Here is a 17,354-nt window from a genome sequence, read left to right on the forward strand (position 1 = left end):
ACGCTAGGCGCTCCATGCAGGCTCCACGGTCCCGTTCGCTGGGCGCGCACATCCGACCCGCGATCGGCACGATCCTCGGAGCCGCGGCGGTCGCGCTGGTCCTCGTCGTCGCCCTGCTCCCGTCGCCCTACGCGGTCGAGCAGCCCGGCCCGGTGTTCGACACCCTCGGTTCGAGCGGCAGCGGCAAGGACGAGGCGCCGCTGATCTCGATCGCCGACAAGCGGACGTATCCGACGTCCGGGCGGCTCGACCTGCTGACCGTGTCCGTGCTCGGCTCGGTGACCGGCGGACCGTCCTGGCTCGACCTCGCGGAGGCGTGGCTCGACCCGCACAAGGCGGTCATCCCGCTGGAGGCGGTCTTCCCCAGCGGGCAGACGCAGCAGCAGGCGGAGCGCGAGAGCGCGGACGAGATGACGGGATCGCAGAGCAGCGCGGTCGCCGCCGCGCTCACGCAGCTCGGCTACGACGTGAACGGGCGCGTCACCATCGGCACCGTGCAGCCCGGCTCCGCGGCCGCGGGGTCCCTGCGCAGGGGCGACGTCGTCACCTCCTACGACGGGGAGGCGATCGGCGACTCGTGCTCGCTGCAGAACGCGGTGCTGCAGCACGGCGTCTCCGCCGCGTCCGTCGTGGTGACCCGCGACGGCGCCTCCCGCACCGTCCGCGTGGTGCCGAAGCGCGTGGCCGACGGATCGGGCGGCACCCGGCCGCTGCTCGGCGTCTCCACCTCCGCGAAGATCACGCCCCCCTTCCCGGTGCGGCTGCGCATCGAGGACGTGGGCGGGCCGTCCGCCGGGATGATGTTCGCGCTCGGCATCGTCGACAAGCTCACCCCCGGCGCGATCACCGGCGGCCGCCACGTGGCGGGCACCGGCACGATCTGCGGCGACGGCCAGGTGGGCGCGATCGGCGGCATCGTGCAGAAGATGGCCGCGGCGCGCGCCGCCGGGGCGACGCTGTTCCTCGCGCCGAAGGCGAACTGCGACGAGGTCGTCGGCCACATCCCGAGCGGCCTCGATGTGGTTCCTGTGACCACCCTCTCCGGCGCCATTGAGACGCTCGAACACGTGCGTGATCAGGGGTCCGCGGCGGGCCTGCCGACGTGCGCGGCGACGGTAGGCTCGCCCGGGTGACGACGCCTCCAGCAGCGCCGGCACGACGTCGACGCGCGGCACTCGCGATCACCTTGGGCGTTGTGGTGGTCCTCCTCATCGGGTTCTTCCTGTTCGCAGGGCTCTACACCGACGCCCTCTGGTTCGGCCAGCTCGGCTTCTCGAGCGTGCTGTACACGGAGTGGTTGACGATCGCGAGCCTGTTCGCGGTCGGGTTCCTCGCGATGGCCGTGCCCGTGATCCTGACCATCCAGCTCGCCTATCGGCTGCGGCCGGTGTACGCGAAGCTGACCGCGCAGCTCGACCGCTACCAGCAAGTCATCGAGCCGCTCCGCCGCGTCGTGATGATCGGCGCCCCGATCGTGATCGGCCTGTTCGCCGGCGTCTCCGCCGCCGCGCGCTGGCAGCCGATCCTCCTGCTGCTGCACGGCACCACGGTCGGCAGGAAGGATCCGGTCTTCGGGCTCGACGTCGGCTTCTACCTCTTCACCCTCCCCGCGCTGCACGGCATCGTCGGCTTCGCCTCCGCGGTGCTCGTCGTGTGCACGCTCGCGGCGCTCGCCACGAACTACCTCTACGGCGGCATCCGCATCGTCGGCCGCGACGTGCGGGTCTCCCGCTCCGCGCGCATCCAGGTCGCGGTCACGGTCGCGGTCTTCCTCGTGCTGCAGGCGATCAGCCTCTACCTCGACCAGTTCACGACCCTCTACGAGGGCAGCACGGGCGGCCTCTTCACCGGCGCCGGCTACGCCGACGCGAACGCGGTCATCCCGGGCCGGCTGATCCTCGCGGTCTGCGCGCTGCTCGTCGCCGCGCTCTTCGTGGTCACCGCGATCATCGGCCGCTGGCGGCTGCCGCTCGTCGGCACGGGGCTGCTCGTCGTCGCCTCGATCATCGTGGGCTCCGTCTTCCCCTGGGGGATGTGGAACCTGCAGGTCAAGCCGAACGAGGGCGCGCTCGAGCGGAACTACATCACGAACGCCATCTCGGCCACGCAGGACGCCTACGACGTCAAGGGCGTGCAGCAGATCCCCTACAACGCCAAGACGACGGCGCAGGAGGGGGCGTTGCGCTCCGACGCGCAGACGACCGCGAACATCCGGATCATCGACCCGAGCGTGGTCTCGCCGACCTTCGGGCAGTTCCAGCAGTTCAAGCAGTACTACAAGTTCCCGGCGTACCTCGACGTCGACCGGTACTCGATCGACGGCACCTCGCAGGACGCGGTCGTCGCCGTGCGCGAGCTCAACCAGTCCGGTCTCACCAACCCGTCGGCCTTCAACAACACGTTCGTCTACACGCACGGCTACGGGCTCGTCGCCGCCTACGGCAACCAGCGCACGAGCGACGGCGCCCCGTCCTTCTTCGAGTCGAACATCCCCTCCAAGGGGCCGCTCGACATCCAGACGCCGGGCATCTACTTCGGCGAGAACTCGCCGCCCTTCTCCGTCGTGGGCGCCCCGAAGGGCACCAGGCCGATCGAGCTCGACTACGTCAGCGGCAACGACGCGGACGGCACGCAGCACAACACGACGTACAGCGCGGACGGCGGGCCGAGCATCGGCAACCTGTTCAACCGGGTCGTCTACGCGCTGAAGTTCTCCTCCGACCAGATCCTGCTGTCGAACGCCGTGAACGAGAAGTCGCAGATCCTCTACGACCGCAACCCGCTCACCCGCGTGCAGAAGGTCGCCCCGTACCTGACCCTCGACTCCGACCCGTACCCGTCCGTCGTGAACGGGCGGATCGTCTGGGTCGTCGACGGCTACACGACCTCGACGACGTACCCGTACTCGAGCAGCGAGAGCCTCTCGCAGGCGCTGTCCAACACGGGCTCGAACTCGGCCGCCACGTACGCGACGGACCAGATCAACTACATCCGCAACTCCGTCAAGGCGACGGTCGACGCGTACAGCGGCAAGGTCGTGCTCTACGCGTGGGACGACACCGACCCGGTGCTGAAGGCCTGGCGCAGCGTCTTCCCCTCCACGGTGCGGCCGCTGGCGGAGATCAGCAGCGAGCTGATGAGCCACGTGCGGTACCCGGAGGACATGTTCCGGGTGCAGCGCGCGATCCTCGGCCGCTACCACGTGACCGACCCGACCTCCTGGTACCGCGGGGACGACTCGTGGCGCACGCCGCCGGACCCGTCCTCCGCGACGGACACGGACAACTCGTCGCAGCAGCCGCCGTACTACCTGACGATGCAGCTGCCGGGGCAGGACGATCCGACGTTCTCCCTCTACTCCACCTACATCCCGGGGTCGAACACCTCGGAGTCGCGGGGCGTGCTCACGGGCTACCTCGCGGTCGACGCCGACGCCGGCGGGACGCAGGGGCAGAAGCGCGCGGACTACGGCAAGCTGCGGCTGCTCGTGCTGCCGCGCGACACGGTGGTGTCCGGGCCGACGCAGGTGCAGAACCAGTTCCAGTCCGACCCGACGATCAAGTCGCAGCTCAACCTGCTGAACATCGGCGGCACGGGCGGCTCGAGCGTGGTGCCGGGCAACCTGCTGACGATCCCCGTCGGCGGCGGCCTGCTCTACGTCGAGCCCGTGTACGTGCGCTCGGCGACCGGCTCCACCTACCCGCTGCTGCGGAAGGTGCTCACCTCCTTCGGCACGAAGGTGGCGTTCGAGGACACCCTCGACCAGTCGCTGAACACGCTGTTCGGCGGCGACTCCGGCGCCGACACCCCGGACTCGAGCAACGACGGGGGCAGCTCCGCTGGGTCGGGGACCGACAGCGGCTCCGGGTCGAACGGCGGCTCCACGGGCGGCTCGAGCAGCGGCTCGGCGGACAACGCCGCGCTGCAGAAGGCGCTCGCGGACGCCAAGCAGGCGCTCGCGGACCGGGAGAAGGCCTACTCGAGCAACGACCTCGTCGCCGCGGCGCAGGCCGACCGGAAGCTGCAGTCCGCCATCGAGGCGGCACTCGCGGCGGAGGGCTGATCCACCCGGGCGTCCGACGGCCGCTCTCCGAGGTGCTAGGCTTGCTCATGCATCGCGGGGTGGAGCAGTTCGGTAGCTCGCTGGGCTCATAACCCAGAGGTCGTAGGTTCAAATCCTGCCCCCGCAACCAGCGCTCGCGAGAGCATGAAGGGCCCCGCCGTCAGGCGGGGCCCTTCGTCGTTCCCGGCCTCCTACGATCGGGGCATGGTCCGGATCGCGGTCGCGCAGTTCGCCCCCGGCGCCGACGGGGAGGCGAACCTCGCCGCGGTGCGGCGGCTCGTCGTCGAGGCGGGCCGGCAGGGCGCCGCGCTCGTGGTGCTCCCGGAGTACAGCTCCTTCTTCGAGCACCGGATGGGCCCGCGGTTCGTCGAGCACGCGCAGCCGCTCGACGGGCCGTTCACCGCGGCGGTGTGGGCGGCCGCGGCGGAGGCGGGCCTCGTCGCCGTGTTCGGGCTGGTCGAGACCGGCGACGGCGAGCGGTTCCGCAACGCCGCCGTGGCCGTGTCCGGCGACGGCGTGCTGGCGGTGTACCGCAAGACGCACCTCTACGACGCCTTCGGGGCGCACGAGAGCGAGTGGGTGGAGCCCGGCGCGCTCGAGCCGCCGCAGACCTTCCTCGTCGACGGGCTGCGGGTCGGGCTGCAGACCTGCTACGACCTGCGCTTCCCCGAGGTCACCCGCGTGCTGGCGGACGCGGACGTCGACCTCGTCGCCGTCCCCGCCGACTGGGTGCCGGGCGAGGGCAAGGTGCACCACTGGCGCACGCTGCTCACCGCCCGGGCGATCGAGAACACCGCCTTCGTCGCCGCCGCGGGGCAGGTCCCGCCGGAGGGCGTCGGCACCAGCCTGGTCCTCGACCCGGCGGGCGCCGTGCTCGCCGAACTGGGGGAGGAGCCGGGCCTCGCGCTCGCGGACCTCGACCCGGAGCGCCTCCGCGCGGTGCGCGCCGCGAACCCCTCGCTGGCCCTCCGCCGCTACACGGTCCTCCCGCGCTGAGCCGTCGCGCGTCTGCGCGACGGCAGGACGTGTGCACGAGCCGCGGCGCGTGCACACGTCCAGGCGTCGTGCACCACCGGGGACGCGGCTAGCGGGCGGAGAGGGTCGCGAGGCGGGTCGACGCCTCGGCGAGGACCGCGGGGGACTTGCAGAAGGCGAAGCGGACGAGGGAGCGCATGCGCTCCGCCTGCTCGTCGCGGCAGAACGCGGAGACCGGCACGCCCACGACGCCGGCGAGCTCGGGGAGGCGCCGGCACAGCTCCGCGCCGTCCGGGAAGCCGAGCGCGGCGCCGTCCGCGATGACGAAGTAGCCCGCCTGCGGCACCGAGACGGGCAGCCCGGCGGCGCCGAGTCCCGCCACGAGGGCGTCGCGCCCCGCCTGCAGCCCGCTCGCGATCCGGCCGAACACCTCGTCCGGCAGGTCCAGGCCCGCCGCGATCGCGGGCTGGAACGGCGCCCCGTTGACGTACGTGAGGTACTGCTTCACCGCGAGCGCGGCGGTGACGAGCTCGGCGGGGCCCGTCAGCCAGCCGATCTTCCAGCCGGTGGTGCTGAACGTCTTGCCGCCCGAGGAGATCGTGATCGTGCGGTCCCACGCGCCCGGCAGCGTCGCCACCGGGACGTGGCGGACGCCGTCGAAGAGCAGGTGCTCGTAGACCTCGTCGGCGACGATCAGCGCGTCGTGCTGCTCCGCCGCCTCCACGACCACCCGCAGCAGCGCCTCGTCGAGCACGGTGCCGGTCGGGTTGTGCGGCGTGTTCAGCAGGATCACGCGGGTGCGGTCGGTGATCGCCTCGCGGAGGCGGTCCGCGTCGGGGCGGAAGTCCGGCCAGTCGACGGGCACGGTGCGGTGCGCGCCGCCGGCCAGGGCGATGATCGCCCCGTAGGCGTCGTACGCCGGCTCGAGCGTCACCACCTCGTCGCCCTCGTCCACGAAGGCGAGCAGCACGGCGGCCAGCGCCTCCGTGGCGCCGGCGGTGACGAGCACCTCGGTGTCCGGATCGACCTCGAGCCCGTACCAGCGGCGCTGGTGGCGCGCGATCGCCTCGCGCAGCACCGCGGTGCCGCGGCCCGGCGGGTACTGGTTGATCCCGGCGGCGATCGCGTCCTGCGCGGCGCGCAGCACCTCGGCGGGCCCGTCCGTGTCCGGGAAGCCCTGACCCAGGTTGATCGCGCCCGTCGACGCGGCCAGCGCGCTCATCTCGGCGAAGATGGTGGTGCCCGGCACCCCGTCGGCGGTCAGCAGTCCTGCTCCCGCTGCAGCGCGGCGCCACGGTCCCGGCCTCATCACCGAAGCCAACCTAGAGGTCCTCACGTCGTAGGAGCGCCTCCGAGATTTCATAAGAATCCCTCAGGAGCGCCGCGCACGCTGAGGAGGCTTTGGAAGGAGCACCATGAGCGACAGCACGTCCCGGCCCTTCGAGGACCGACCGGAGCCCGCCGACGACGGCGGACACCTGCGGGAGGAGGCGGCGACCACGCCCGTCGCGCATCAGGCGGCGCCCGAGGAGGGCGCGTCGTTCCGCAAGCGGGACCGCCGCGGCCTGCTCGTCCCGGTCGTCGCGACCGCGGTCGTCGCGGCGCTGATCGGCGGCGGCGTCGGCGCCGGCATCGCCATCGCCACGAACCCCCGCACCAGCGTGACCTCGACGTCCAGCAGCGGGCAGGGCGTGGTCATCAACAACCCGACGTCGGCGACCGCGGTGTCGGCCGTCGCCGCGAAGGCGTCGCCCTCGGTCGTGACGATCTCGGTGTCGGCCTCGAGCGAGTCGGGCACCGGCTCCGGCATCGTGCTCTCGTCGGACGGCTACGTCCTCACGAACAACCACGTCGTCACCCTCGACGGCGACACCTCCGGCGGCACGATCTCGGTGACCACCTCCGACGGGCACATCTACCCGGCGAAGATCGTCGGCACCGACCCGCTGAACGACCTCGCCGTGATCCGGCTGACCGGCGCCTCCGGCCTGCGCGCGGCGACGTTCGCGGACTCGAGCCGGCTGAACGTCGGCGATCAGGTGGTCGCGATCGGCGCCCCGCTCGACCTGCCCAACACCGTCACCACCGGCATCGTCAGCGCGCTGAACCGCAGCATCGCGGTCGCGTCCTCCGCCGTGCCGAAGTCCTCCGACAGCGGCAGCGACCAGAACGGCGGCGGCAGCGGCGGCGGCAGCGACAGCCCGTTCAACTTCTGGAACTTCGGGGACCAGTCCCAGAGCCAGCAGCCGACGCAGACGAACAACATCTACCTGTCGGTGCTGCAGACCGACGCCGCGATCAACCCGGGCAACTCGGGCGGCGCGCTGCTCGACGCCCAGGGGCGCGTCATCGGCGTGAACGTGGCGATCGCGGGCACGAGCTCCAGCTCGAGCACCGGCGAGCAGTCGGGCAACATCGGCGTCGGGTTCTCCATCCCGTCGAACGTCGCCAAGCGCATCGCGGACGAGATCATCGACGGGAAGACGCCCACGCACGGCCAGCTCGGCGTCACCTCGGTCGCCAACGAGAGCGCCACCACCGGCACGGTCGCCGGCGTCAAGGTGTCCGAGGCCACCTCGGGGAGCCCGGCCGCCGCGGCCGGCATCAAGCAGGGCGACATCATCACGAAGGTCGGCGACGTCGCGGTCACGAGCTACACCGACCTGGCCGGCCAGGTGCGGGCGTACGCGGCGGGCAGCAAGGTCGCCGTCACGTACTACCGCGGCGGCGCGGAGCAGCAGACGACGGTCACGCTCGGCCGGGCGAAGGTCTGATCGGCATGGGCGCGGCCTGGGGCATCGCCGTCGTCGGCATGACGGCGGTGCTCCTGGTCGTGTTCATCCGCAGGGTGCGGCTGCTCGGCGAGGGCTCCGGCCGCATGGTCGCCACGGGCGTCGTGATCGGGCTGGCGCTCGTCGGCGTGGGGCTGGTCGCCAACCTGTCCTGAGCGCCGGCCCCTCCGGAGCGCTCGGCGGGGGCTCCCTAGACTTCGTGCTCGGCGACGGTGCCGGGAACGGAAGGCGCACATGCTCTCGCTCGCGCAGCAGGCCGTGGCGGCCAGGAGCCACATCGACCGACGGCTCGCGGAGGCGGGCGCGGGCGTCGACGAGGCGTTCCGCGCGCGGCTCGACGCGCACTTCGAGCGCCTCTTCACCGCCTTCACCGACGTCTACGGCGACCGCGCCGACTGCCTCGAGCAGCTCGCCGCCCTGCTGGTCGTCGCGGCCGGCGCCGCCGCCGAGCGGCCCGGAGATCTGCGGGCCCTCGACGCGACGCGCGAGGCCGACCCCGACTGGTTCCTCAGCAACCGCATGCTGGGCGGCGTCTGCTACGTCGACCGGTACGCGGAGGACCTGGAGGGGGTGCGCGCCCGCATCCCGTACTTCCGCGAGCTCGGCCTCACCTACCTCCACCTCATGCCGCTCTTCCGCGCGCCGGAGGGCGACTCCGACGGCGGCTACGCGGTGTCGAGCTACCGTGAGGTGAGCCCGGCGCTCGGCGACATGGCGCAGCTGCGCGCGCTCGCCGCCGATCTGCGCGAGGCGGGGATCTCGCTGGTGCTCGACTTCGTCTTCAACCACACGAGCGACGAGCACGAGTGGGCCGTCGGCGCGGTGTCGGGCGACGAGCACTTCGCCGACTTCTACCGGATCTTCCCGGACCGCACGATGCCCGACCTCTACGAGGCGTCGACGCGGGAGGTGTTCCCCGACGACCACCCCGGCTCGTTCGTGCCGCTGCCCGACGGACGGTGGATCTGGGCGACCTTCCGCCGGTTCCAGTGGGACCTGAACTACGCGAACCCCGCGGTGTTCACGGCGATGGCGGGGGAGATGCTGTTCCTGGCGAACGTCGGCGTCGAGGTGCTGCGGCTCGACGCCGTCGCGTTCATCTGGAAGCGGCTCGGCACCGACTGCGAGAACCTGCCCGAGGCGCACACCCTGATCCGCGCGTTCAACGCGGTCTGCCGCATCGCGGCGCCCGCGGTGCTCTTCAAGTCCGAGGCGATCGTGCACCCGGACCAGGTCGCGGAGTACATCTCGGAGGAGGAGGCCCGGCTCTCCTACAACCCGCTGCAGATGGCGCTGATCTGGGAGTCCCTCGCGACCCGCGACGCGCAGCTGCTGTCGCAGGCGCTCGAGCGGCGCCACGCGGTGCCCGCGGGGTGCGCGTGGGTCAACTACGTCCGCAGCCACGACGACATCGGGTGGACCTTCGCGGACGAGGACGCGGCGGAGCTCGGCATCGACGGCTTCGACCACCGCCGGTTCCTGAACGCCTTCTACGTCGGCCGCTTCCCGGGCTCATTCGCGCGGGGCGTGCCGTTCCAGGAGAACCCGCGCACGGGCGACGCGCGCGTCAACGGCACGACCGCCTCCCTCGCGGGCGTGGAGGCGGGCGAACCGTACGGCGTGCAGCGGGTGCTGCTCGCGCACTCGATCGCGCTGTCGACCGGCGGCGTGCCCCTGCTCTACCTCGGCGACGAGGTCGGGCAGCTGAACGACTACGCCGCGCTCGCCGACCCCGAGCACGCCGCGGACAGCCGCTGGGTGCACCGGCCGGCCTACCCGGCCGAGCGGTACGCGCAGCGCTCGGACCCCGACACCGACGCCGGGGCGATCTACCGCGGGCTGCGTCGGCTGCTGCAGGTGCGGCGCGAGACGCCCGAGCTCGCCGGCGGCGCGCTCGTCGGCTTCCGCACGCACGACCCGCACGTGCTCGGCTACCAGCGGCCGGGGCCCGACGGCACCGTCCTGGTGCTCGTGAACCTGTCGGAGGAGGAGCGCACGGTGCCCGCGGAGGCGCTCGCGGCGATGACCGGCACCGCGCACGACCTCGTGACCGACGTCGACGTGGAGCTGTGGGCGGACGTGCCGCTCGCGCCGCTGCAGTTCCGCTGGCTGCAGGTCTGACAGTCTCCGTTCCGGAGGACGACACGTCCTCCGGAACGAAGGCCGGGTCAGCCGGCGACGGGCTTCGGCTGGTCGGGCAGGCGGATCTCGTCGGGGAACGTGGAGGGGGCGGGACCGAACGCCTCCCGCGTCGCCTTCACCACGCGCTGGCCCGCGATGCGGTTGCCCGCGCCGCCGATGACCGCGCCGATGCCGAACGGCACCGCGCGGAACACGACGTTGGCGCCCTGCCGGGCCACGAAGCGCCGGATGAAGCTCTTCCGGAGTCGGTCGCCGAGGCCCTTCATCACGGTCGACGGCAGGCGCTTCGTGACCAGCTCGCCCCAGTAGGCGCTGCGCGGCTTGCCGGTGCCGGTGACCTCGCCCGCGAACTGCTGCACGAGGTTCGCGCCCGCCGGGCCGAGCATCAGCGCCATCACCATGGTGCTCGAGCGCTGCGGGTCCGTGGTCGCGACGCCGTGCACCTCCGCGACCGACTGCGCGAACAGCGCGCTCGCCTCGAGGAACCCGACCGTCTCCGCGCCGCTGATGCCGAGCGAGGCGATCGTGCCGACGCCCGGCACGACGGCCGCCGCACCCGTCGCCGCGCCGCCGGCCGTGACCGCGGTCACGTAGCGCTTCTCGAGGGCCTGGATCACCTCGTCGGGCGACGCGGTCGGGTGGTGCCTGCGGATCGACCGGAGGTGGGCGAGCACCGCCGGCCGGTGCACCGAGAGCAGCCGATCGAAGCCCTGCTTCGTCCAGCCGCTGGGGAGGTCGTCCTGCTCGTGCTCGCTCATGGTGGACAGGATCTTAGGAAGCCGCGCCGAACGGCGGCCGGGCGTCCGCCCGGTGCTAGCGTCGCTCGGTCCCGCCGCCGCTGCTCCCGCGGTGCTCCGGGGACCGCGACACCCTGGAAGACGCCGTGACCCTCAACGCAGTGACCATCCCGTACTTCGCGGGGAACCAGAACCTCGTGTTCGTGCCCGCGCTGCTCGCGCTGCTCGCCGCGACCGTGCTGATCTGCCTCCCGATCGTGTTCGCGCCCTCGCTGCGCCGCTCGAAGCGGCGCGCGCCGCTGCTCGTGGTCGCCGGCGTGCTGACCGCGGTCGCGCTCGCGGGCGCCGTGGTGCTCACGGCCTCCGGCGTCCGCACGCTCGCGGACGAGCGGGTGCGGCTGCAGGCCGACCTGCGGGCGGCCTACGACCTCTCCGTCACGAGCGCGGACGCGAACGAGCTGCTCAACGGCGGGAAGCCGCTGAAGCACCTGCCCGAGCAGGCCGCCGCGGCGAAGCTGCCGAACCCGCAGAAGGACAAGACGCTGCGCCTCAAGCCGACCGCGCCGGGCGCGGACACCTACGACCTGTTCATCGGCGGGCAGCCCTGGCCGAGCTGAGCCGCCGGGCGGCCTCGCTCGTCAGGCGTAGTCGGTGGTGTACCGCTCGAACGCCTCGTCGATCGGGCCGTCGTACTGCATCCGGCCCTTGTCGAGGTAGAGCCCGCGGTTGCAGAACCGCTTGAGGTCGCCGTCGCTGTGCGACACGAAGAACATCGTGCGGCCCTCCGCCAGCATCTCCTCGATGCGGGCGTAGCACTTGCGGCGGAAGCCGCGGTCGCCGACCGCCAGCACCTCGTCGACGAGGAGGATCGGCTCGTCGAGCCGGGACACGACGGAGAAGGCGACGCGCACCTTCATCCCGCTCGAGAGGTGCTTGTAGGGCGTGTGGACGAAGTCCTTGATCTCCGCGAACTCGATGATCTCGGCGAACTCGTCGTCGATCTCGTCCTTCGACTTCCCGTGCAGGCCGGCGGCCAGGTACACGTTGTCGTGGACGGAGAGGTCGTCGACGAACCCGCCGGTGATCTCGATGAGCGGTGCGACGCCCTGGCGCACGGTCACGGAGCCCTCGTCGGGGATCAGCACCTCGGCCACCATCTTCAGCAGCGTCGACTTGCCCTGCCCGTTGCGGCCGACGACGCCGATCGACTCGCCCGCGTGCACGTCGAAGCTGACGTCGCGGAAGGCCCAGAACTCGTCGGGCGCCTGCCGCAGCTCCTTGCGGCCCAGCATGTCCTTCAGGGTGCGCTTGCGCTGGCGGTCGCGCTGGAACTGGATGCCGACGCCGTCGACGGAGATCACGGGGGCGGCCATCACAGCTCCTTGAGCACGCGCGGGATGGAGCGACGGAAGACCACCGCGCCGATGGTGAAGATGACGAGCGAGACGATGGTGCCCTCGACGACGTAGACCCAGTCGACGATCTGCGGGAAGAAGCAGCCGCGGTAGAGGTCGAGCAGGCCCGCGACGGGGTTGAGCCCGTAGAGGAAGTGCAGCACCGGGTTGCCGATGTCGAGGTGGTACAGCACGGGCGCCGCGTAGAACAGCACGGGGAGGCCCAGCTTCACGACGCGCTCGAGGTCGCGGTAGAAGACGGAGAGCGGCGCGATGATGAAGTTGCAGCCGACCGTCAGCAGCACCTGCAGCGCGATCGCGACCGGCAGGTAGACGAGGGTCCAGGGGCTCGGCGCCTTCAGGGTGATCAGCGCGAAGAACACGATGATCGACAGGCTGATCAGGAACTCGATGCCCTTGCTCGCGATCTGGCGCAGGATCCAGATGCTGCGGGGGATCTTCACCGACCGGATCAGCTTCGCCTCCTGCCGGAAGGCGCGCGTCGCGTCCGACAGGTTGCCGTTCAGCCAGGTCCAGGGCAGGACCGCGCTGAGCAGGAACAGGATGTAGGGGTCCTCGGAGACCCCGCCCCGGTGGAAGATGAAGCCGAAGACGACCCAGTAGATGAGGCCCATCAGCAGCGGGTCGATGATCGACCAGAGGTAGCCGAGCCGGCTCGTCGTGTACCGGACCTTGAGGTCGCGGGTCGTCAGCAGCCAGAGGGCCTGGCGGTAGCGCGACCAGTACGTCGTGCGCTTCGCCGGGGCGAGAGCGCGAGGCGCGGAGACGGCAGCGGTCACAGGTGGTCCTCGTGGCGGCGGATCGGGTGGGGGAGGGCGGCCGCGGCGCCGATCGTTCATGGTAGATGACGCGCGCCGCACCGCCCGGTGCCACGCGGGGCCGGTCGTGCGGCGATCCGCAGGCGCCCGCGCTGCTCCTGGCGCCCGGACGGCGCATGGCTAGTGTCGAAGGCGTGACGGTGCCGGAGCTCCCCCAGACCGACCCGGGGGCGGAGGCGGCGCCGACCGGGCCGGAGGCCGTGCTCGACATCCGGGGCCTGACCAAGCGCTTCGGCGAGACCGTCGCGGTCGACGCGATCGACCTGGCCGTCGCCGCCGGCTCCTTCTACGGCATCGTCGGCCCGAACGGCGCCGGCAAGACCACGACGCTGTCGATGGTGACCGGGCTGCTGCGGCCCGACGGCGGGCGGGTGCTCGTGCACGGCATCGACGTGTGGGCGGAGCCGGACCGGGCGAAGCGCGCGATCGGCGTGCTGCCCGACGCGCTGCGGCTCTTCGACCGGCTGTCCGGGGCGCAGCTGCTGCACTACTCCGGTGTCCTCCGCGGCCTGGACGCCGCGACCGTCCGACAGCGCACGGCCGACCTCGTCGCCGCGTTCGGGCTGGAGGACGCGACGGGTCGCCTCGTCGCCGACTACTCGGCGGGGATGACGAAGAAGATCGCGCTCGCCGCGGCGATGATCCACTCGCCGCGGCTGCTCGTGCTCGACGAGCCGTTCGAGTCCGTCGACCCGGTGTCCGCCGCCAACATCGTCGACATCCTGCAGCGCTACGTCGCGGCGGGCGGCACCGTCGTGCTGTCCAGCCACGGCATGGACCTCATCCAGCGCGTGTGCGACCACGTCGCCGTCATCGTCGGCGGCAGGGTGCTCGCCGCGGGCACGACCGACGAGGTGCGCGGGGGCGGGACGCTCGAGGAGCGCTTCGTGGCGCTCGCCGGAGGCCGGCGCGCCGCCGCGGGCATGGAGTGGCTGCACTCCTTCACCGAGTGATCGCGGAAGGGACGCGCTCGTGACCGGGTTGCTCGTGCGGCTGAAGCTGCGCCTCCTGCTCAACCAGTTCCGGCGCAGCCCGTGGCAGGTCGTCGGCCTGGTGCTCGCGCTGCTCTACGGCGCCGGCATCACGGTGATGCTGGTCGCGACGCTGGTGGCGCTGCGGTACGCGCCGCTGCAGCTCGCGACCGCCGTGACGGTCGGCGCCGGGTCCCTCGCGGTGCTCGCGTTCCTGGTCGTGCCCGTGTTCGTCGGCGTCGACGACACGCTCGACCCGCGCCGGTTCGCGCTGTTCGGCGTCGAGCGCACCCGCCTGGCGGTCGGCCTCGCCGTCGCGGGCGTCGTCGGCGTGCCCGGCGCCGCCCTGCTGCTCGTCGCCCTCGCCACCGTCGCCACGTGGTCGCGGAACCCGGCCTCGGCGCTCGTCGCCCTGGTGTGCGTCCCGCTGGTGGTGCTCACCTGCGTGCTGCTGTCCCGCATCGGCGCCGCGGCCGCGGGCCTGCTGCTGTCCACGCGGCGGTCGCGGGAGGCGGTCGCCGCCGTCCTCGTGATCGCCGTCTCCCTGCTCGCGCCGCTCGTGGTGCTGGCCACGAACCTGGACCTGGGCAGGCGGGCGCTCGCCGGCATCGGGCGCATCGTCGCCGTGCTCGGCTGGACGCCCCTCGGCGCCGCGTGGGCCGCCCCTGCGAGCATCGCCGCGGGCCGCGCCTCCGGGCTCGCGCAGCTGCTCGTCGCCGTGCTGACCGTCGTCGTGCTCGGCCTGGTCTGGCGCGCCCTGGTGGGCACCGCGCTCGTGTCGACCGGCCGGCAGGCCAAGCCGCAGACGGTCGCGGGCATCGGCTGGTTCGCGCGCCTGCCCGCGACGCCGCGCGGCGCGATCGCCGCGCGCGCGACCACCTACTGGGCCCGCGACGTGCGCTACCGCGTCAGCGCCATCAGCATCCCGGTCACCCCGATCGTGCTCGTCCTGGTGCTCGGCCTCGCCGGCGTGCCGGGCTCGCTGCTCGCGCTGCTGCCCGTGCCGGTGATCGCGCTGTTCCTCGGCTGGGCGACGCACAACGACCTCGCCTACGACCACACCGCCGTCTGGCTGCACGTCGCCGCGGGGGTGCGGGGCGTGGACGACCGGCTCGGCCGCCTCGCGCCCGTGCTCGCGGTCGGGCTGCCCCTGCTCGCCGGCGGCTCCGTCGTCAGCGCCGTGCTCGCAGGGCGCCCGCTGCTCGCGGCGCCGCTGATCGGCGCGTCGTGGTGCCTCCTGCTCGCCGGCGCGGGCCTCGGCGGCGTCAGCTCCGCGCTGATGCCCTACCCGGTGCCGCGGCCGGGCTCCTCCCCGTTCCAGCACCCGAACTCCGCCGGGGGTCTGGCGGCCGTCGTGCAGTCCGTGCTCTTCCTGCTGCAGCTGCTCGCCGCGGCGCCCGCGATCGTGCTCGGGGTGCTGGCGTACTCCGGCGGCGGCAGCGGCACCGCGTGGGCCGCGCTCGCCGTCGGGCTCGTGGTCGGCGTGCTCGTGCTGTGGTGGGGGACCGTGCTCGGCGGGCGGGTGTTCGAGCGCCGCGGACCCGAGCTGCTGGCGGCGGCGCTGCGGGCCTGATCGGCCGATCCGCGCCGTCGACCGGCGCGGCGCGTCCTACCCTTGGAGCATGCTGCGCGCCTCCGTGACCGACCCCGCTGGCGGGACGTCCACCCTCGACCGCGAGCTCGAGGAGCTGCTGAACAACGAGGTCACCGAGGACGGCGACCACGACCGCTTCTCGCACTACGTGCAGAAGGAGAAGATCGTCGAGTCGGCCGTGACCGGCAAGCCGGTGCGCGCGCTCTGCGGCAAGGTCTGGGTGCCCGGGCGCGACCCGGAGAAGTTCCCGATCTGCCCGGACTGCAAGAAGCTCTACGACAAGATGAAGTAGCCCGATCCGCCGATCCGCATTTTCTTCGCGGATCCGCAGAACCTGCGCGACACGCCGGGCCCGGGAGCCCGCAGCACGGCGTGTCGGCCGAGAAGTGCGGATCCGCGAACGGCTACCGGAGGACGGTGGGGATCGCGGTGTCGCCGCCGGACAGGCGCATCGCATCCGGCGGCAGCTCGGCCAGCACGCGGGCGTGGTGCTCGCGCGCGTTCCGCACGCCCTCGACGCCGACGTGCGCGGGGTCCGGGGTGCCCGCCGTGACGAGCGGCACGACGAGCGCCCGCGCGTCGGCGAGTGTCGGCTCGTCGTCCGCGACGACCACGCGCTCCTCCACGGCCACGCCGTCCTCGAGGCGGCGGAAGGCCCACTTGCGGCCGCCGCTGCCGGCCTTCTCGACGGACTTCTTCGCGACCGGCCGCATGGCGCCGTCGTCGTCGGCGCGCTCCACGAGCTTGAAGACGAAGCCCGCGGTCGGGTGGCCGGAGCCGCCGACGAGCCGCGTGCCCGCGCCGTAGGAGTCGACGGAGGAGGCGGCCAGCCCCGCGATCGCGTACTCGTCCAGGTCGTTCGTCACGGTGATCCTCGTGCCGGTCGCCCCGAGCTCGTCGAGCCGCGCCCGCACCGCCTGCACAACGACCGGCAGGTCGCCGGAGTCGATGCGGACGGCGCCGAGCTCGGGGCCGGCGAGGCGCACCGCGGTCTCGACGGCGCTCATCACGTCGTAGGTGTCGACGAGCAGGGTGGTGTCGGCGCCCATCGCCTCGATCTGGGCGCGGAACGCCTCCTCCTCGCTGTCGTGCAGCAGCGTGAAGGCGTGCGCGGCGGTGCCCATCGTCGGCACGCCCCAGCGCCGCCCGGCCTCGAGGTTCGACGTCGCAGCGAAGCCGGCGATCCAGGCGGCGCGGGCGGCGGAGACGGCGGCGCGCTCCTGCGTGCGGCGCGAGCCCATCTCGGCGAGCGGCCGCCCGTGCGCCGCGGAGACCATGCGCGCGGCGGCGGTCGCGATCGCGCTGTCGGCGTTCAGCACGCTGAGGATCAGCGTCTCGAGGATCACCGCCTCCGCGAACGACCCCTCGACGGTGAGCACGGGGGAGTTGGGGAAGTAGAGCTCGCCCTCGCGGTAGCCGCTGATCGAGCCGCTGAAGCGGTAGTCGGCGAGCCAGTCGATCGTGGCGGGGGAGACGACGTGCTCGGCGGCGAGCCACTCGAGCTCCGGCCCGCCGAAGCGGAACCGCGTCACGGCGTCGAGCACGCGACCGGTGCCGGCGAGCACGCCGTAGCGGCGGCCGCCGGAGAGCCGGCGGGAGAAGACCTCGAACACGCTCCGGCGGTGCCCCGTGCCGTCGCGCAGCGCGGCGTCCAGCATCGTGAGCTCGTAGCGGTCCGTCAGCAGTGCGGTGCTCGTCACACCCCGAGCGTAGAGAACCCGTGCGCGCGGGGGCCGAGGGCCCGTGAAGTGGGGACTCGAACCCCGCAGCGCCCGTCCCTAGCCTGGTCCGAAGCCCGGTCACCCACCCGGGTCGCTGCGCGGTCCCCCACCGCGCCGACCGTCTCT

Annotated in this window: 15 protein-coding genes and 1 tRNA gene; 11 read left to right on the top strand and 5 right to left on the bottom strand. The window is 72.7% G+C overall.

Annotation, left to right across the window (positions count from 1 at the left end):
* The first annotated feature begins 14 nt into the window (after nt 1-14).
* The 4 genes from ABEA53_RS02040 (at nt 15) to ABEA53_RS02055 (ending at nt 5,059) form a co-directional block, all read left to right on the top strand.
* Nucleotides 15-1,133, top strand: coding sequence for a YlbL family protein (locus ABEA53_RS02040; RefSeq protein WP_345479257.1), 1,119 nt, complete (start codon nt 15-17; stop codon nt 1,131-1,133).
* Nucleotides 1,130-4,063 carry a UPF0182 family membrane protein gene (locus ABEA53_RS02045; RefSeq protein ID WP_345479258.1) on the top strand — a complete coding sequence of 978 codons (2,934 nt, stop codon included), beginning with the start codon at nt 1,130-1,132 and terminating at the stop codon, nt 4,061-4,063. The genes ABEA53_RS02040 and ABEA53_RS02045 overlap by 4 nt, the downstream gene beginning before the upstream one ends.
* Nucleotides 4,064-4,116: 53 nt before the next feature.
* Nucleotides 4,117-4,193: transfer RNA gene (locus ABEA53_RS02050), tRNA-Met, on the top strand.
* A 74-nt stretch (nt 4,194-4,267) separates the two neighbouring features.
* Nucleotides 4,268-5,059: a carbon-nitrogen hydrolase family protein gene (locus ABEA53_RS02055; RefSeq protein WP_345479259.1), complete on the top strand. Its 792-nt coding sequence runs from the start codon at nt 4,268-4,270 to the stop codon at nt 5,057-5,059.
* A gap of 88 nt (nt 5,060-5,147) precedes the next feature.
* On the opposite strand, the gene ABEA53_RS02060 is transcribed toward ABEA53_RS02055, so the two are convergent.
* Nucleotides 5,148-6,347 (bottom strand): aminotransferase class I/II-fold pyridoxal phosphate-dependent enzyme, encoded by a 1,200-nt coding sequence (locus ABEA53_RS02060; RefSeq protein ID WP_425550583.1) that lies wholly within the window; start codon nt 6,345-6,347, stop codon nt 5,148-5,150.
* 106 nt (nt 6,348-6,453) lie between these two features.
* Between ABEA53_RS02060 and ABEA53_RS02065 the strand changes: the two genes are divergently transcribed.
* The 3 genes from ABEA53_RS02065 (at nt 6,454) to ABEA53_RS02075 (ending at nt 9,951) form a co-directional block, all read left to right on the top strand.
* Nucleotides 6,454-7,812, top strand: coding sequence for a S1C family serine protease (locus ABEA53_RS02065; RefSeq protein ID WP_345479261.1), 1,359 nt, complete (start codon nt 6,454-6,456; stop codon nt 7,810-7,812).
* Between the two features lie 5 nt (nt 7,813-7,817).
* Nucleotides 7,818-7,985, top strand: coding sequence for a hypothetical protein (locus tag ABEA53_RS02070; RefSeq protein ID WP_345479262.1), 168 nt, complete (start codon nt 7,818-7,820; stop codon nt 7,983-7,985).
* Between the two features lie 79 nt (nt 7,986-8,064).
* Nucleotides 8,065-9,951 (top strand): amylosucrase, encoded by a 1,887-nt coding sequence (locus tag ABEA53_RS02075; RefSeq protein ID WP_345479263.1) that lies wholly within the window; start codon nt 8,065-8,067, stop codon nt 9,949-9,951.
* A 47-nt stretch (nt 9,952-9,998) separates the two neighbouring features.
* Here the strand turns inward: ABEA53_RS02075 and ABEA53_RS02080 are convergent, their stop codons facing one another.
* Nucleotides 9,999-10,730: a hypothetical protein gene (locus tag ABEA53_RS02080; protein ID WP_345479265.1), complete on the bottom strand. Its 732-nt coding sequence runs from the start codon at nt 10,728-10,730 to the stop codon at nt 9,999-10,001.
* Between the two features lie 125 nt (nt 10,731-10,855).
* Here ABEA53_RS02080 and ABEA53_RS02085 point away from each other — a divergent pair, with 125 nt between their 5' ends.
* Nucleotides 10,856-11,326, top strand: coding sequence for a hypothetical protein (locus ABEA53_RS02085; protein ID WP_345479266.1), 471 nt, complete (start codon nt 10,856-10,858; stop codon nt 11,324-11,326).
* A gap of 21 nt (nt 11,327-11,347) precedes the next feature.
* On the opposite strand, the gene ABEA53_RS02090 is transcribed toward ABEA53_RS02085, so the two are convergent.
* Together ABEA53_RS02090 and ABEA53_RS02095 are read right to left on the bottom strand one after the other, a co-directional pair.
* Nucleotides 11,348-12,082 carry an ABC transporter ATP-binding protein gene (locus ABEA53_RS02090; RefSeq protein ID WP_345479267.1) on the bottom strand — a complete coding sequence of 245 codons (735 nt, stop codon included), beginning with the start codon at nt 12,080-12,082 and terminating at the stop codon, nt 11,348-11,350.
* Nucleotides 12,082-12,903: an ABC transporter permease gene (locus ABEA53_RS02095; RefSeq protein ID WP_345479268.1), complete on the bottom strand. Its 822-nt coding sequence runs from the start codon at nt 12,901-12,903 to the stop codon at nt 12,082-12,084. Before ABEA53_RS02095 ends, ABEA53_RS02090 begins: the two co-directional genes overlap by 1 nt.
* 155 nt (nt 12,904-13,058) lie before the next feature.
* Here ABEA53_RS02095 and ABEA53_RS02100 point away from each other — a divergent pair, with 155 nt between their 5' ends.
* The 3 genes from ABEA53_RS02100 to ABEA53_RS02110 are packed head-to-tail and all read left to right on the top strand — an operon-like array spanning nt 13,059 to nt 15,799.
* Nucleotides 13,059-13,895, top strand: coding sequence for an ABC transporter ATP-binding protein (locus tag ABEA53_RS02100; protein WP_345479269.1), 837 nt, complete (start codon nt 13,059-13,061; stop codon nt 13,893-13,895).
* Between the two features lie 19 nt (nt 13,896-13,914).
* Complete coding sequence (locus tag ABEA53_RS02105; RefSeq protein ID WP_345479271.1) at nt 13,915-15,486, top strand: ABC transporter permease; 1,572 nt, start codon at nt 13,915-13,917, stop codon at nt 15,484-15,486.
* A 49-nt stretch (nt 15,487-15,535) separates the two neighbouring features.
* Nucleotides 15,536-15,799 carry a DUF3039 domain-containing protein gene (locus ABEA53_RS02110; RefSeq protein ID WP_345479272.1) on the top strand — a complete coding sequence of 88 codons (264 nt, stop codon included), beginning with the start codon at nt 15,536-15,538 and terminating at the stop codon, nt 15,797-15,799.
* A gap of 112 nt (nt 15,800-15,911) precedes the next feature.
* On the opposite strand, the gene ABEA53_RS02115 is transcribed toward ABEA53_RS02110, so the two are convergent.
* Nucleotides 15,912-17,207 carry a nicotinate phosphoribosyltransferase gene (locus tag ABEA53_RS02115; RefSeq protein ID WP_345479273.1) on the bottom strand — a complete coding sequence of 432 codons (1,296 nt, stop codon included), beginning with the start codon at nt 17,205-17,207 and terminating at the stop codon, nt 15,912-15,914.
* Nucleotides 17,208-17,354: the final 147 nt, after the last annotated feature.

It is taken from the genome of Amnibacterium soli, from assembly GCF_039544415.1.
In the GTDB taxonomy this organism is placed as follows: domain Bacteria; phylum Actinomycetota; class Actinomycetes; order Actinomycetales; family Microbacteriaceae; genus Amnibacterium; species Amnibacterium soli.

What these genes read in the sequence shown, in the direction of transcription:
- ABEA53_RS02100 (WP_345479269.1), top strand. Translation starts at nt 13,059, where the DNA reads ATGGCTAGTGTCGAAGGCGTGACGGTGCCGGAGCTCCCCCAGACCGAC.
- ABEA53_RS02070 (WP_345479262.1), top strand. Translation starts at nt 7,818, where the DNA reads ATGGGCGCGGCCTGGGGCATCGCCGTCGTCGGCATGACGGCGGTGCTC.
- ABEA53_RS02075 (WP_345479263.1), top strand. Translation starts at nt 8,065, where the DNA reads ATGCTCTCGCTCGCGCAGCAGGCCGTGGCGGCCAGGAGCCACATCGAC.
- ABEA53_RS02060 (WP_425550583.1), bottom strand. Translation starts at nt 6,347, where the DNA reads ATGAGGCCGGGACCGTGGCGCCGCGCTGCAGCGGGAGCAGGACTGCTG.
- ABEA53_RS02080 (WP_345479265.1), bottom strand. Translation starts at nt 10,730, where the DNA reads ATGAGCGAGCACGAGCAGGACGACCTCCCCAGCGGCTGGACGAAGCAG.
- ABEA53_RS02055 (WP_345479259.1), top strand. Translation starts at nt 4,268, where the DNA reads ATGGTCCGGATCGCGGTCGCGCAGTTCGCCCCCGGCGCCGACGGGGAG.
- ABEA53_RS02065 (WP_345479261.1), top strand. Translation starts at nt 6,454, where the DNA reads ATGAGCGACAGCACGTCCCGGCCCTTCGAGGACCGACCGGAGCCCGCC.
- ABEA53_RS02090 (WP_345479267.1), bottom strand. Translation starts at nt 12,082, where the DNA reads ATGGCCGCCCCCGTGATCTCCGTCGACGGCGTCGGCATCCAGTTCCAG.
- ABEA53_RS02040 (WP_345479257.1), top strand. Translation starts at nt 15, where the DNA reads ATGCAGGCTCCACGGTCCCGTTCGCTGGGCGCGCACATCCGACCCGCG.
- ABEA53_RS02110 (WP_345479272.1), top strand. Translation starts at nt 15,536, where the DNA reads ATGCTGCGCGCCTCCGTGACCGACCCCGCTGGCGGGACGTCCACCCTC.